At 61.5% G+C, this 14,415-nt stretch carries 16 protein-coding genes, 1 tRNA gene and 1 pseudogene; 4 read left to right on the forward strand and 14 right to left on the reverse strand.

The features are described from left to right. Positions 1 to 25 precede the first annotated feature (25 nt). From N7I30_RS16635 to N7I30_RS16665, 7 genes are all read right to left on the reverse strand, one after another. Entirely contained in the window at positions 26 to 235 is a 210-nt protein-coding gene (locus N7I30_RS16635) for a hypothetical protein (protein WP_498640244.1), read from the reverse strand. Positions 236 to 301: 66 nt separating this feature from the next. Beyond that, a complete protein-coding gene (locus tag N7I30_RS16640; protein WP_498640245.1) occupies positions 302 to 1,621 on the reverse strand; it encodes a phage major capsid protein in 1,320 nt (439 codons plus the stop codon). Positions 1,622 to 1,654: 33 nt separating this feature from the next. Continuing rightward, positions 1,655 to 2,347, reverse strand: a complete 693-nt coding sequence (locus N7I30_RS16645; protein ID WP_370194848.1) for an HK97 family phage prohead protease — start codon at positions 2,345 to 2,347, stop codon at positions 1,655 to 1,657. A 4-nt stretch (positions 2,348 to 2,351) separates the two neighbouring features. Then, positions 2,352 to 3,584 carry a phage portal protein gene (locus N7I30_RS16650; protein ID WP_498640247.1) on the reverse strand — a complete coding sequence of 411 codons (1,233 nt, stop codon included), beginning with the start codon at positions 3,582 to 3,584 and terminating at the stop codon, positions 2,352 to 2,354. Continuing rightward, positions 3,581 to 5,293, reverse strand: a complete 1,713-nt coding sequence (locus N7I30_RS16655) for a terminase large subunit (RefSeq protein WP_498640249.1) — start codon at positions 5,291 to 5,293, stop codon at positions 3,581 to 3,583. The genes N7I30_RS16650 and N7I30_RS16655 overlap by 4 nt, the downstream gene beginning before the upstream one ends. Beyond that, positions 5,262 to 5,726 carry a P27 family phage terminase small subunit gene (locus tag N7I30_RS16660; protein ID WP_370194851.1) on the reverse strand — a complete coding sequence of 155 codons (465 nt, stop codon included), beginning with the start codon at positions 5,724 to 5,726 and terminating at the stop codon, positions 5,262 to 5,264. The genes N7I30_RS16655 and N7I30_RS16660 overlap by 32 nt, the downstream gene beginning before the upstream one ends. A 64-nt stretch (positions 5,727 to 5,790) precedes the next feature. Next, positions 5,791 to 6,141, reverse strand: coding sequence for an HNH endonuclease (locus N7I30_RS16665; RefSeq protein WP_498640252.1), 351 nt, complete (start codon positions 6,139 to 6,141; stop codon positions 5,791 to 5,793). Positions 6,142 to 6,261: 120 nt separating this feature from the next. Between N7I30_RS16665 and N7I30_RS16670 the strand changes: the two genes are divergently transcribed. Next, entirely contained in the window at positions 6,262 to 6,687 is a 426-nt protein-coding gene (locus tag N7I30_RS16670) for an avidin/streptavidin family protein (protein WP_498640338.1), read from the forward strand. An 819-nt stretch (positions 6,688 to 7,506) separates the two neighbouring features. Here N7I30_RS16670 and nusG read toward each other — a convergent pair. From nusG to N7I30_RS16700, 6 genes are read right to left on the reverse strand one after another with little or no spacing between them, the layout of a single operon-like run. After that, positions 7,507 to 8,187 (reverse strand): transcription termination/antitermination protein NusG, encoded by a 681-nt coding sequence (gene nusG / locus N7I30_RS16675; RefSeq protein ID WP_498640254.1) that lies wholly within the window; start codon positions 8,185 to 8,187, stop codon positions 7,507 to 7,509. After that, positions 8,187 to 9,953 carry a DnaB-like helicase C-terminal domain-containing protein gene (locus tag N7I30_RS16680; RefSeq protein WP_498640256.1) on the reverse strand — a complete coding sequence of 589 codons (1,767 nt, stop codon included), beginning with the start codon at positions 9,951 to 9,953 and terminating at the stop codon, positions 8,187 to 8,189. Before N7I30_RS16680 ends, nusG begins: the two co-directional genes overlap by 1 nt. Before the next feature lie 17 nt (positions 9,954 to 9,970). Beyond that, positions 9,971 to 10,717 (reverse strand): DUF1376 domain-containing protein, encoded by a 747-nt coding sequence (locus N7I30_RS16685; RefSeq protein WP_498640258.1) that lies wholly within the window; start codon positions 10,715 to 10,717, stop codon positions 9,971 to 9,973. After that, the gene (locus tag N7I30_RS16690) at positions 10,714 to 10,929 is read right to left on the reverse strand and encodes a hypothetical protein (protein ID WP_498640260.1); all 216 of its coding nucleotides are present in this window, start codon (positions 10,927 to 10,929) and stop codon (positions 10,714 to 10,716) included. The genes N7I30_RS16685 and N7I30_RS16690 overlap by 4 nt, the downstream gene beginning before the upstream one ends. Next, positions 10,926 to 11,639 carry a hypothetical protein gene (locus N7I30_RS16695; RefSeq protein WP_498640262.1) on the reverse strand — a complete coding sequence of 238 codons (714 nt, stop codon included), beginning with the start codon at positions 11,637 to 11,639 and terminating at the stop codon, positions 10,926 to 10,928. The genes N7I30_RS16690 and N7I30_RS16695 overlap by 4 nt, the downstream gene beginning before the upstream one ends. Next, a complete protein-coding gene (locus N7I30_RS16700) occupies positions 11,636 to 11,842 on the reverse strand; it encodes a helix-turn-helix domain-containing protein (protein WP_498640264.1) in 207 nt (68 codons plus the stop codon). The genes N7I30_RS16695 and N7I30_RS16700 overlap by 4 nt, the downstream gene beginning before the upstream one ends. Before the next feature lie 123 nt (positions 11,843 to 11,965). Between N7I30_RS16700 and N7I30_RS16705 the strand changes: the two genes are divergently transcribed. The 3 genes from N7I30_RS16705 to N7I30_RS16715 all read left to right on the forward strand — a co-directional run bounded on the left by N7I30_RS16705 (position 11,966) and on the right by N7I30_RS16715 (position 13,804). Continuing rightward, positions 11,966 to 12,490, forward strand: coding sequence for a hypothetical protein (locus N7I30_RS16705; protein ID WP_498640265.1), 525 nt, complete (start codon positions 11,966 to 11,968; stop codon positions 12,488 to 12,490). Beyond that, positions 12,487 to 13,647: a site-specific integrase gene (locus N7I30_RS16710; protein ID WP_498640267.1), complete on the forward strand. Its 1,161-nt coding sequence runs from the start codon at positions 12,487 to 12,489 to the stop codon at positions 13,645 to 13,647. The genes N7I30_RS16705 and N7I30_RS16710 overlap by 4 nt, the downstream gene beginning before the upstream one ends. Positions 13,648 to 13,714: 67 nt before the next feature. Next, a tRNA-Ser gene (locus N7I30_RS16715) sits at positions 13,715 to 13,804 on the forward strand. 78 nt (positions 13,805 to 13,882) lie between these two features. Here the strand turns inward: N7I30_RS16715 and N7I30_RS16720 are convergent. Then, positions 13,883 to 14,398 (reverse strand): annotated as a pseudogene (locus tag N7I30_RS16720) (GMC family oxidoreductase); the annotation flags it as partial. Between the last annotated feature and the right edge of the window lie 17 nt (positions 14,399 to 14,415).

Genomic DNA, 14,415 nt, shown 5'->3' on the forward strand with positions numbered 1-14,415 from the left:
GCGCTGCTTTGAATACCGCATAGCCCTAGCGCCTCTTGTTCTTCGATGCCCGTGCGGCTTTGTTCGCCGGGGCTGCTTCCATCTTGTTTTTCAACGCCGGCTCTGCCTTCTTGCCCGGCTCTTTCAGAACACCATTCCGCACCAGCGCAGCGGCGTCGCCCTCCGAGATCTCACGCTCGTCGCCGGGCATATACATCCGGTCTCCGAGGTGCTGTCGGATCACTTCGTACTTCATGGCAGTGACTCCTTCGGTTCATGAAGAGGGCGCCCCGTAGGCCGCCCTCCGTGATGAGCCGAACGATTAGGCGACGAAGCCCAGATCGCCGTAGATGAAGGCCTCGGGCCGATACACGGCCAGAGCCAGACGCTCTTCGGCGAGGATCGTGACGAGGTTCTTCGTGAAGTCGTCGTTCACGTAGCCCGTCTCGACGCGAGCATCCCAGCGATCGAAGACCTGCGCGCCGAGCTGGAACGCGCCGGTCAGGAACTTGTCGATCGAAATGGCCTGGGTCGTCACCACCGGCAGGCTCCAGAGCGTCGGCTGAGCCGTGCCCTGCGGAACGCCGATGATGTAGTCGCCGCCGGCATTCTTGGTCAGTTCGATGCGCGCCCAATCGGTGGGGTGCATGACGTGACCGGTCGCCGGGTATTCGGCCAGCGCCGCCTGGAGCATAGCGAGACGCATCGTGTCGATGGCCGTCGCCGCCGAAGGCGTGAACGGTGCCGAGTAGGCAGTCGCCTGCGGGATGATGCCGTTCAGGTTCTGGCCGGTGCCGTCGCCGTTGAGAAGCTGCGCTTCCTCGACATAGGCGAGGCCGTACAGCAGACGCTGGTCGATGATCGAGCGAAGCTGCGACACGTCCGACAGAGCCTGACGCGAAGCCTTCATCCAGTGCGCGATCACCTTCGCCGAGGTCGAGACCAGATCGAACTTCAGATCCGATTCCGGCTTGGCAGCGCCTTCCGCGACCGGCGCCGCGCTGTTCGTGAAGCCCGTCTCCTTGACGTACTCCAGCGTGTTGCCGTCCATCTGGCCCTGAGTGAGCAGATCGCGGACGGTCATGCGGCGCTGCGCGAGCGGCATGATGCCCGGCAGACGGGTCTGGTTCACCGCATCGCCGACAGAGCCGGCAGCATCGGTGGTAGCCGTGGTCAGCGTCGCCTTGACGTTGAGATCGGCAGCGCGGGCGCTCTTGGAGAAGCCGGTTGCCTCGAAAGCCTTGTAGCCCTCGCTCTCGACGAACTGCTCACCGATCGACTTGCGACGCTCGTGCTCATCGCTACCGCCGCGGGACATCTTCTGCTCGATGCCCGAAGCCTGTTCTGCCAGCTCGTTCATCTTGACGAGGGCCTCATCGACCGTCTGCTTCAGCGAGGCCGACAATTCTTCGCCGGCCTTGGCCTTGCCGAGCGCTTCCTCGGCGACCGCCTTCACCTTGTCGACGGCTTCGCTGTGCGCGGCCTTGACCTCGGCTGCGAGCTGTTCGGCCGTCTTCTGGCCGCCGCCGTTCGGCTTGTCCGGTGCCTCAAATGCAAAGCGGGGCAGAAAGCGGTGGGTGTCTGCGAAACTGGCGACGCGCGCCAGGGAGCCGCCGGTCAGGGCAGCGTGCTTGAGTTCCATCACGGGAACCTCCTTACTTGGGGAAAATGGCCGTCAGGCCGTGAGAGCGCGCAGGAATGCGAGCCCGTCGTTCTCCGCTTCGGCAGGTTCCCCCTGCCCCTTCAGGTGGACGCGCGCGGCACGCTCCGCCTGTGAATTCGAGAAGCCCAATCCCTTGAGCCAAGTCTCGAATTCGCGCTCTGTCAGCCGGTCCCCGGCCTTCAGACGATCGTTGAGTTCATGCGCCGCCTTCGCAGCTTTCACGCTGGAGACGACGGCATTCTCATTGGCGCCGATCGACACGACGGACACCTCATGCAGATCGAGCTTTTCCAGCGTCCAGATCCCGGTGTCCGTGTCGACGGAGTATTCCTTGATGCGATAGCCGATCGACAGGCCATCGATGTCGCCTTCCTTCAGAAGCGCATAGGCTTCCTTGGCGCGCTGCACGTTCATGTTCAGCTTGCCACGCATCAGCAGGCCGCGGTCGTCTTCCTCGGCAGCAAGCCACTTGCCGATCGGCTCCGATGGGTCGTGCTGCCAGAACATCTTCGGCATCGTGCCCTTGGCCGAATGAGCCGCAAGGCTCTCTGCGTAGGCACCGGCCGCGATCACGTCGCCGTAGCTGTCGGGCTCGCCGCCGAAGGTCGAACCGTAGCCCTCGAATTCGCCGCTCTTGTCCAGCGCCTTGATGTCGAGCACCGGCGCCGCCTGCTTGATCAGCAGGGCTGCATCCTTGGTCTTCATCTCGTCAATTCCCTTGAGGCTGCGGTAGCGCTGCTGGCGCCTGTCCGGCGTCAGTGATCGGCACGTTCTGGGACTGCATCCGGGGCACGTCGCCACCTTCGACCGGCGGCAGGTTCTCGCGAGAACGGACCTCGTTGATGGTCATCGCGCCCATTTGCGTCATCTCGCGATAGAACTCGGCACGGCCCTTGCTGTCGGCCCGTAGAAGGCCTTCGATGTTGAACTCGATGATAATGCCGGCAGCGCGATCTGCGGGCGTCAGAAGCTGTTTCTCGAAAGCCTGCTCTATGCGCTTGAGCCGATGGCGAAGCGAGAACTTCAGGAAGCCGAGCGTCTGCTGTTCAAGGCCGGTGCCCCAACTTGTCGACTTCTCGGTGTGGCCGATCATGAACGGCGGCACCCCGAAGAACCGGCAGATCTCTTCGACAGAGAAGGACCTGCTCTCCAGCATCTGTGCGTCTTCGGCGCTCAGCGAAACCGTGCTGAGATCGGTGTCGCCTTCCAGGATGAAGGGGCGCCCGGCGTTGACCGCGCCGAGGTACTTCTCAGCGAGGCGGGTTTCGGTGAGATCGCGCTGTTCCTTCGTAAGCCAGTTCTTGAACTTCAGCACGACCGAAGGGCGGAGGCCATTGCGGAACATGCTGGCCGCGGCTCGATCCGTCGCGGTCGCCAGAGAAAATGCGTTGCGCCCGAACTGAAGCGTTGACATGCCACTGATGGAGTCGCCGCCCGGCCCGCGAACATGCAGGATATTCGTCTCTGCTTCCGTGAACTGGCGTCCTCTGTCATCGGTCCAGCGGTACTCGAGAGCGCCGCTTGGGAGCCGACGAGCCGCCATCCTGTCCGGCGGAATCGGGACCAGCGAGACGATGCGAGCGCCCTCGCGGCGAACCCTTGCATAAGAGTTGCCACGCAGCTCGATCGACGAGCACAGGAAGTCGAGGAAGTCGACCGCCGTCTGCTCGAAGTTCGGGCTGTCATGGAGAATGCGATAGAGCGGATGATTGCGCGCCACCTCGCGGGCGCCATCCTCTCGTGTGCGATAGACCATCAACGGCAACGAGGCGACGGTGCCGCAAAGCAGATTGCGACAGGCCCACACGGCCGACAGCGAAAGCGCGGTGTGGTCGTTGACCACCTCGCCCGCATCGCCGCGGTGAGAGCCATCAACCCAGGCGTCGGGTTCTCGAATGACGAGGCTGCGAACATAGTCCGCCATCTTGCGAAGCACGTTCACGCGGCATCCACCAAGCTTGCGAAGAAGTCGTTCATCTTGCCGGCTCCCTCGTCAATCGTCATCCATCGAGCCAGCGCCATCATGTGCGCCACCGGCCCGTCGATCTTGTTCTCTGGCCGGTTCTTGCGAGGATAGACGTTGTCCTTCGCATCCGGCTTGGCGACGACGTTGGACAGCATCCACGTGAACACCGGATCGCCGTTGTGGGCGATCTTCCGCGACCGGATCAGGCCGTCCATCTGCTTCATCGCAGGCGAGAAGTTCAGCACCAGCGGCCGGACTTCGACAACCGGCACGCCTTCTTGCGCAAGCTCCGACATCATCATCATCGCCTGGTGCGGATCGAAGGCGATTTCCTCGACCTGGAATAGCGTTGTCAGCCCGATCAGGTCGTCGCGGATCGTCACGTAGTCGATCATGTCGCCATCGGTCTGGGTCAGCCAGCCGGCTTTCTCCCATCCGCGATAGTGCTCGTTCTCGCCCTGCTCGATCGTTGCTTCCGGCAGGTAGTAGCGCCCGAAACGGGCGAAGCCGTTGCCGTGCTGGAATGTGATCTCGACGGCGGCAATGTCGATCGTCGAGGCAAGGTCAACACCGATGCGGCACGGCTGGCCGGCGAAGTCTTCGATCTTGAGCGAAGGGTCTGCGCTCTCCGTCCAGCGCTGGATGTTGAAGTAGGCGTCGCGCGCCTGCACCCAGAGGTTCAGGTGCTTGGTCTTGAAGATGCCGACCTTGCGCGGGTTGTTGATCGCGTCGCGCTGTCGAGCGCGTAGGAACTCGCCCTTCACGCTCACGTCGAGGTTTGGGTTCGCCTTGCGGAGAGCGGTTTCGCTCGTCCAGTCGTCATCCGCATCGACTGTGTAAATCAGAGCGAAGAGTTCGTCGTTCTCGACCAGCCCTTCCAGCACCTTATGCGCGTCTTCCATAGCCGCGAAGCATGGCCCGGCAAGGTTGTCGCCCGCAGTCGTGATGATTAGCAGCAGCGGCTGCTCACGGGCGCCCATGCCCGTCTCCATCGTGTCGACCTGAACGTCTGTTTCGTGCTCGTGGTACTCGTCGATGATCGCGCAGGTCGGGGAAGAACCATCGCCCGGCTTGCCGATCACCGGCTCAAACTTCGATCCGTTCCCCAGGATATGCAGGTTCGATGCATTGACCGAGAGGCCAAACGCCGACTGAAGCGCTGGGGTTTTCTGCGCCATCAGGCGCGCAGGCCCGAACACCTCCCAAGCCTGCCGCTCTGTTGTGGCGCCCGAATAGACCTCTGCGCCATGTTCGCCGTCCGCTGTCAGCATGTAGAGGCCGACACCGGCAGCCCATGTCGACTTTGCGTTCTTGCGCGGCTCCAGAATGAGCGCCTTGCGGAACCGCCGTAGACCGTCCCGCTTGCGGACCCAGCCGAACAGAGCCGATGTCTTGAAGCACTGCCATGGCTCAAGCTGGAGCTTCAGCCCCTTGCGAGCCCACTCGCCTTTCGAATGAGGCAGCAGCTCCAGAAACCGACAGACCTTCTCAGCCTTCGCCGGATCGAACCGGTAGGGGAACGCCTTGTCCTTCTGCTTCGCAAGGTCGTCGAGATGCCGCTGACAAGCGAGCCGCACCCATTTGCAGGCAAGGATCTTGCCGGCGGCGACATCGCGCGCGTAGCTGTTGGCCCTGCCGACGTAACTCGCAGGCTTATCCGAGCGCGTTGAACGGGTTGTCTTCATTGCGCTTCGATGCCGATACCCTGGATTTTGCCGCCGGCCCGAGCCCCAATTCAGCGCGCAGCGATTGCGCCCGCTTCATCGCGTCCGATCGCATTGCCACTTCCGGCCGTGGGCGGAACATCGTGTCGCCGGCTGCCGTCGTCGTGGTGTAGGTTCGCCCAAGGTCTTCAATGATGCCGGTGGTGATCTCGACTTCCTCGACGCACGAGGCGTAGTCGGCGATGACGTTTCCCCACTCCAGGCTCAGCGTGCCCATGCGCTCCATCGAGGCGCAGGTCTCGAAGAAGATCACCGTCGCCCGCTCTGAAAGCCAGTCCGCGGGCTGCGGTGTGCCGACTTCCGCCTGCGGCTCATCCGGGTTCATGCGGCACTTCTGCGCCGTGCCCGACACGACCTTCAGGTGCGTCGGCTTGCGTGGTCGTCCACCGGCCATGTTCGGGTTCCAGTTTTGCACGTGCAGAAAAGAGTCTACCGCACCGGTCTTTAGCGAAGAGACCCTAGACTTTAGACGGCCCCCCGGTTGCTCGTTCGTCGGACTGGATCGGTCCATCGTGGCATGGCTGGCAGACCGCTTCCCAGTTGTCCCGCTCCCAGAACAGTGTCTTGTCGCCTTTGTGTGCGATCCGGTGATGGACGACGGTTGCAGCGACTACGCGCCCCGAAGCCTCGCACCGAGCGCATAGCGGGTGAGCGTCGAGATAGGCGCGTCGTGCCCTCTGCCATCGGCTGTCATAGCCGCGTGATGCAGCGGAGCCGCGCCATCTGTCGTTGGCCTTGTCTCTCTCCCTCTTGGCTTCTCTTCCAGAAAATGAGCCGAAAGTGCGATGCGTCGACGGGCGATATGGCACAAACTGACCTCCTGACGAACGCGTATTTGTCCATCGACTTTGCCAGCCGAAGCCGGCTATATTACCTTAAGTAATCACGCTCGGGAGGTTCTCATGATGGGTATAAGACTCGCAGCTTGTATGGTCTTGCTCGCTTCGCCGGCGCTTGCGGAATCGGCGCCAGACCCATCGTCGATCTTTCCCGGAAAGTGGTGGAATGAGCGGTGTTCGACGATCGACTTAACCGTCACAGAGACAGCGCCCGATCAGTTCGAAGTCGGCGGGACGTTCACAACCGGTGTAGGGTCGGGAGTAGGAAATTCTGTCCCGATCACGGGCTATGTCGCGGGTGATCTGATTGCGTTCTCTGCCGCACTCGGAGCTACTGGCTCACTTACGAGTTGGTCAGGACAACACACGCTGAATGGCGGAGAGGATGTCATCTTAACTCAGTGGCTACTAGCCGCAAATCTGTCTGATGACGAAGACGAAAAAGAGAAGCTCTGGAGATCGCTTTGGACGGGTTCGGACAATTTCAAAAAGACAAAGCCATCCGACTGCAAATGAGGCTAACATTCTCGCGGCAGAGATTCTTCTATATTCGTCGGGCGTAAAATATGCAGATGAGGGACTTGCTGATTGGATCAGGTATTGGACTAGCAGCTCTTAGCTGGGGCATAACGGCTGAGCTACGCATCCAACGCTTCAGCGAGAAGATCGAAGAACAGCAAGAGAAAATTGGTCTCATAGCAGTCGCGCCGGCTGTTCAACGTCAAGGCGAGCCCAGCCCAATCGAAAACCCTCTCCATAAAGCATGCGCCGATTTGGCAATCCGATCATCCGACGCTAGCGCTGCAATCAAAATATCCGTTGTATCCGACATTGAGAGGCTTATGGCGAACTTGGGATGCAATGACGTTTTGCGGAAGCAAACCGATTGACCGTACCGGTCGGCGAAACTTGCACACCATACCGGTGGATAAGCTACCGCGTCCCAAACGTTCCCTTGCGTTCCAGCCTGCCGCAATCAATCCTGCGGTCGTGACCATGGGAGATGCAAGTGGCAAAGAAGCAATCAAGTTCAAGCACGTCGACGCTGGCATCTAAGGTGCTTAGCGGAGCGAAGAAGGCTACGGCTGCTGATTCCAAGAAGCTCGCAGCCTCAGTCCTGTCTCAGGATGAGAAGAAGGGGCAGAAGTAAGCTCAGCACCGTTAGTGAAATGCGAGGCGCAGACTCCGTCTAGATACTGCGTCTCGCCATTTGTAGATGCAAGAGGCCCGCCGAAGCGAGCCCATAAACCTTCAGGAGTGCCGGTCCACTTGGCGGGATGGCTGGGTCCGGGTGATGCCGCAATGGCAGGGACCCGGATCGTCCTGTAACCATATCTACTCCGCTGCCACGAGGATTTCAAGCGGCACCTCCAGTTCGTCCACAAGACCGCCGAACAACGCCAAGGCCACCTTCGCCTTATTGCCTGCGATCGACTTCACCGGAACTGTCTGGCCGGCGAATGGGCCATCAATGACCTCAACCAGATCGCCCTCGGCAAACTCATGGTGGGTGTGCATAAAGCGGTGCGCGGCCGGCGAATTGAGGCCGCTCCCGGTGGAGCGTAGGAGCGCACGCATGGCAGGCGCCGGGATCTGTACCGGCGTACCGCTGATGCCGACCACGGCGCTGATGACCGGCAGGTTGAACAGGTCGAACCAGAGCGGAAGTCCGGGTCGGAAGCCCGCGAACACATACCGCGGGGCCACGGCATAGCTGCGAAGCTCCTTCTCCTTTGAGAACTTGCTGCGCCGGCGCCATTCGTGGCGTGTCGGAACGTATGTCGGCAGCCCGTAACGCTCCAGAATGACCTGCGCGACAAACTCCTTCTGAGGCGGCACCTGCAGCGCGTACCAGTGGAGCGCGTCGGCCATCGCCAGCAGCTCGCCCAGCCGCGGCTTTGCCGTCTCGCGCAGCCGAAGGCGTGAAGAGGGACGCTCCCTCGCCTTCTGGCGCGTCGGCACTTCCACGGATTCCTTGGCCTTAGCCGATGTCGGGCACCATGAGATCTTCCGCATCAGGCCGCCTCCGCCGATGTGCCAAGGCGCGAATAGGTCTGCGGGATCTCCTCGAACCTCCGATGGGCGCCGAGGAACTCGAATTTCACCGTGCCCGGCTCTCCGCAGCGCGGCTGGAAGCGGATCTTCTTCGAGATCACCAGCGTCTGGTCCCGCGCATAGTCGCGGTAGACGACGAGGCCGGCATCGGCCTTGTTGCGCCAGTGCGCGGAGCCGGCAAGGTCGTATAGCGTCGGGATCGGTTCACGGCTTTCTCCCGGCGCTGCCCGGATCTTGGTCGGGTGGACGATGATCCAGACCGTCACGTCGTGGTGCGCGGCGAAGCGTTTGCACTTCGAAATGAACTGGCTGATGAATTCGGTCTCCGTCAGCTTCGTGGGCCGGCTGGCCTCGATCTCGTTGTACGGGTCGATGATCAGGTGGCGGACACCCTGGCGGATGACGGCGGCCTTGGCGCGATCCAGAACCCAGTCGATTGCCGGGGTGTGGTCCTTGGCATTGATGAACACGAAGCGGTCCCTCACCCACGCCATCGCGTCGGCGAGTTCCTTCGGGGTCATGCGCTGCGTCGGGCCATCGTGGAACGGAAAGCCGGCCCAGATCTCGCAGAGGTCCGCGATATGGTTGGCGTCTCCCGTCTCCGGTGAGAAGACAGCCCAGCGGTCGCCATTCATGCGCGCCGTCTGGACTGCCACCTGATCGAGCCAGCGGCTCTTGCCATGGTTGGGAATGCCGGTGACGACGATGAACTGTCCCGGCTGATAGCGGAAGGCGCGGTCCATCTCCGGGAAGCCCGTAGACTTCGGCTGCGGGCCGCGACCGTGGTAGAGGTCGAGCACCTCGTCGGCGAATTCCCCGGCGTCGTGCAGACCGTCGATTGGCCATGGCTCCGCATCCGTCACGCATCGGCGCACTGCGTCGGCGCCGTGATGCAACAGCGTGTCGTTGGCGTCCTTTTCTTGGATGTCGTCTCGGTTCGGAAAGCGCACCCGCCAGCAGCGATCCTTGCCAAGGCGGCGCGCGAGCTCGTTGGCCAGCATCTCGCCCGGGCCGTCCATGTCGGTGGCGATGAAGACGCGGCTGACAGCCTCCAGAGCGTCGGCGTGCGTCGCCAGTGGCTCGTATCGCCGTTCGCTCGCCTCGGGCTTCGACGGGGCGCCATTGGGCAGCGAGACCACACACTCGAAGCCGGCCTCGATGAAACTCAGCACGTCGATCTCGCCTTCGCAGATGATCAGGTCCTGCCCGACGACGATGCTGTCCGCGTTGTAGAGGACCGGCTCTGGGTCCTTCTCCTGGCGGAAGTGCTTCTCCGCCGAGCGGTATTTCACGTTCCGCAGGGCGCCGGCCCACTCATAGGGGAACGCGATACAATCCAGTTCGCCGTTGGTCTGCGGAAACCAGATCTTGGTCCGATAGATGCCGGCCGCCATGACGGTCTCAGCCGAGATGCCGCGTCCGGAGAACCATTCGAGCAGCTTGTCCGGCCGCTGCGGGTTCTCCACCGGCTCGGGACGGCGGTAGCTGCGAGAACCACGGGTATTGGCTGATGGCCGATGGTCCCGGCCACCGGTCGCCCCGGCGAAGCCGCAGTGGTGGCAGTTCCAGACCGCCCTGCCCTCCGGCTCCACCGTCACCGACAGGCACGGTTCTGTCTTCTTGCGCCGCTGGTGCGAGCATGCCGGGCAAATCACCTTGTGGGTTCCGGCAGCCGCCGAGCGGAGCTTGATGCCCTGCTCTCCGAGAGCGCTGATCACGTCTGTCATGGGGATTATCGCGCCGTTCAAAACGATTGCCTCATCTGGCGTTCGACGGGATCTGTCGACCAGCCGGGTTTGATCGCTTCGCCGATCCATGGCACCGGATCGGCGACCCGATCCACCTCCGCCTGCCGGATTTTCGTCAGGACGACACGGCAGTCGTCGCGGCTGGCCTTCAGCCATTTGCCGATCAGCGCCCGGCAGCGACTATCCGGTTTTCCGGTCTGCCGGATGAGGGACCTGATGCCTTCGTCGAACAGCTCTTTTCGGATATCCGGCGGCGCGTTTGCGCCCGATCCGTCAGGATCGGAATAAGAACCGTCAGGTTCTTCTCTGGCTTCTGGCTTCTGGAACGCGCGCGTATAGCTTGAACTTTGCTGCAGCTCTTGCTGGCCCGGCACATTGATAACGCTGCGTTTTTTCCGGACTTCGGCAGATTTTACTCCGCCTCTCGATCCGTTTTCGGCGCGTTTTCGAGAGGTTTTCGAGGAGTTTTCGCGCTCTTTCTGGAAGCGCGCGTTCGTCAAACGACCGTCGGCAAGACGGATGATCTTGCCGCTCACGATCAGTTTGTCACGCAGGATGCGATACCGGCGGAGCGACACCTGCATCCATCCAGCGATCAGGCGCTCATTGTCCACGACCGGCTCACCGCTCTGGTACATGAGATCGAGGAGCGTGGTGTACGCTCCCCGCTCCTCCAGGCTGAGGCCCATGTAGCCGTTGAGCGCATCCGAGTGGTAGCGCTTGTGCCACGGGTTGCTGCTCACGGCCGCGCCTCCGGATGCTGAACGGAAAGGACGGTGCAAGACGCAGGCTCACCGAGCCGCCGATCAGACGGCAGGTAGAGGTCCATGAAGCGACGCCGCGCTGCACCCGCGGCTCTTGCATCCTCGAAGGACGCCGTCTTCTCGACGAGAGCCTTGGCAGCTAGATAATCGTCGAACGCCTCGCGCTGCCTTTGATCGCTGTTGGTGATCATGCTGCGGCCCTCGCATCGGCTTCGTCGAATACGGCCCGCACGTGATCCGCTGCCGCCTGGAGGTCCGCGTCGTTGACCTCATTCGGTGCGAGCCGGTCGCGGATGCTTGCAGCGATCTGCTCGCGCTCTGTGAGACCGTCGTCGACGATCGCATTGACGATCATCTTGCCGATTGCGTTGACATGGCGCCTCTGGCGCTTCGCTTCATCCCGCGCCTTCACCATCTGCGCCGTCAGGTCGAGGAGGTTGCCGACCGGCTCGCCGCACTCGACGAGATAAGCGACGATGCAGCGGATCCGCTCTTCGTCGACATACCCGCCATCAAAGGGCCGGCGCTGCATTTCCTCCATCGCCATTTCGCGGATGGCGCCAAGACGCTCCATCTCGGAGTCCAGCCAACAGTGTGATGCGCTCTCCCCTTGGCACCGGGGCATGTTCACGATGGAGAGGTACGCTCCCATGGCCGCAATGAGACCGTCCACGAGAATGATCATCTCGCCGCATTCCATGTCCCGGATCTTCGCGGCTTCGGCTGGGTACTCAGCTTCGAAGCGGTAGGGTTCAGTTGCGATCCCGCCTGTTGCCGTGGTATCTGTTCGGTTGTTCATTTCCTGATCCATTTCCTGGTGGGTTGAACCATGGCTCGGCGAGGTTGCCCCCTCGGCCGAGCCTTTCATTTTCTGAGCCGCCGCCGCCGCCGCCGCCGTCACGCCGCGGTCCCGATGCTGGTACGCAGGCCAACCTTTTCGGCCAACTTCGCCACAGGGACGACAATCCGCCCGCCGATGCGAATGGTAGGGATTTCGCCGCTTTTCGCCGCGTCGTAGGCCGCGTTGCGTCCCAACCCGAAAAATACTGCCCCTGCGTCCGGGACAGAAATGGTGGCCCTGCTAAGGGCTTCGTCGATCGTCATCCGCTTAAGCTCCGGTAAACCTACGTATCATACGTAGCGTGCGTATGACGTTCTAGCAGGCGCTGGGACGATTGCAAGCGGGGCCTACGCAATATACGTAGGTTGAGACGCGAGGGGACGAAAATGGTTGTGGACACACCTGACGACGAGCCGAAGAGCGAACGGTTCAACATGTTCATCTCACGGTCAGAACTGACCGCGATCGAAGAATGGGGATGGAGGAACCGCATAAGGTCAAAATCAGAGGCAGTGCGCCGACTGATCCAAATCGGCATGCTGTTCGATGAAAATTCCGATAAAGTCGTAAAAACTGCAGTAGAATTAAAAGAAGATTTCTCGGCAAGGGCAGTTGATAATTCGGAGAAATTGTTAGATGAAGATAATGTAGACGAGTTTATCCTTAGTACGATGAGGCTTTATACGGATACGGTAAATAAGCATGCCGATCTGATTGACGCGCTCAATTTGATTCTGCAGCCGGCGCACGCGATGAAAAAGAACGTAAAATTTGAGGATGCGCAGAGTGCATTTGTGGCAGCGAAGGTGGACTCGGTTAGTCGAGCGTTACAGCGAAGTATAGAGAGATATGAGACGCAGAAAGGCGACCCACATTCGTCGAATGAATCTCCAGAGGGATCGTCAGAATGAAAGGCCACATCCGAGAACGCTCACCGGGTAAATGGGCCATCATCGTGGATCTGCCGGACGCGGGCGGTAAGCGTCGTCGCAAGTGGCATTCCTTCGCCGGCACGAAGCGGCAAGCGCAGGACGAATGCGCGCGCATTATCACGGCAATCAAATACGGTGGCTACACCGAGCCGACGAAGACGACGCTCACTGCCTATCTCGATCGCTGGCTGGAACACGAGAAGTCGGCTGTCTCTCCGAAGACGCTGGAGCGCTATACGGAGATCGCCCGGAAGAACATCGTCCCCCTCCTCGGCGACGTGCTGCTGTCGAAGCTGAAGACGGAACGGATCGACGCTGCCTGGACAACAGCTCTTGCAAGCGGCCGGCGCGATGGCAAAGGTGGCCTCGCGCCCCGCACTGTGCACCACATGCGACGAGTGCTGATCAAGGCACTCAATCAAGCTGTGGTTTGGGACATGCTGCCGAAGAACCCGGCGACGGCATCGAAGCCTCCTAAGGTCGAGCGCAAGGCCATGGCTGCCTACGGTGCCGTCACGACCGCGGAACTGCTAGAGACCGTCCGGCCAACCCGCATTTACATGCCGGTCCTCCTGGCGGTGATGTGCGGCTTGCGGCGCGGCGAGATCATTGCGCTCAGATGGAAGAACGTCGACCTCGCCGGCAGGACGCTAGCCGTCGTCGAGACAGCCGAGCAGATCGACAGGACAGTCCGCCTGAAGGAAACGAAGTCGGGCTTGTCTCGGGTCGTCAGCCTGTCCTCAACCGTTGTCGACGAGCTGCGGGCCTATCGCGCTCGTCAAGCTGAGGAACAGCTTCGCCTTGGAATGGCGCTCAACGACGATTCACATGTCGTGGCCCAGATCGATGGGCGCATCCTGCAGCCGCGCTCCCTCACCCACGAATGGACGCGGATTATGGCGAAGACCTCGCTGCCGCGGATCCGCTTCCATGACCTCCGACACAGCCACGCGACCCAGATGCTCGCCGCCGGCGTCCATCCTAAGATCGCCCAGGAGCGCCTTGGGCACTCGACGATCGCGATCACGCTTGACCTGTACTCGCACGTTATGCCGGGGATGCAGGCGGACGCCGCTGAGCAGGTTGACCTGGCAATCCGGCAGGCGGTAAAGCCTGCGGGCGAAACCATTCGGTAGCAATTCGGTAGCAAAGGCCCTTCCCGGCCGATCGCGGAAGCCGAAAAGGCTAACGATAACAAGACACGGATGGGTGTCCGAGTGGTTTAAGGAACCGGTCTTGAAAACCGGCGTGCGGGAGACCGTACCGTGGGTTCGAATCCCACCCCATCCGCCAACCCAGCTATCGATCTGGTATCGCGAATTCCTATAGTCCCGGGTGCAGTGCGGTTCGCGTCAATGACCGAGTATCGGTTCACGCTTCTGCCCCGTCTGTTCGTCCTCGGAGGAAACGCCCCTCAGTCAAGGTGGAGGACGAACGTGCTGGCGGGTCGTGCGGAGCCGGGCTGGGCGAGCCGCGCGTCGAGAGCCTTCGGGTGAGGTGATCGCCAAGTCTCTGCGCAAGCGCGACTGCGGCGAGGGTCGGGTTGGCTTGTCCGGAGGTCGGGAAAACCGAGCTTCCTGCGATGGAGAGGTTAGCGACCCCGTGTACGGTGCAGTTTGTGTCGACGACCCCATCTCCCTGCCTATCCGACATGCGGGTCAGGCCGATTTGGTGGTAGCCGTCCCGGGCATGGCGGCGGATGCCCTCAAGGCGATCCCCGCTATCGTCGAGATATCGCAATCGGCCATATCCTTGAGACCTCAGCCACTCATCCAGCAGTTCATGGGCGCGTACGACGGACTGGAAATCCTGGTGGCCATAGCGGAAGCTCACCGATAGCCTGTGAAGCCCGAAATCGTCCTTGTCGGACGAAAGCGCGATCCGGCTAGCGTCGTTCGGCGCGT

The organism is Aurantimonas litoralis (assembly GCF_026153195.1).
Classification (GTDB): Bacteria; Pseudomonadota; Alphaproteobacteria; order Rhizobiales; family Rhizobiaceae; genus Aurantimonas; species Aurantimonas coralicida.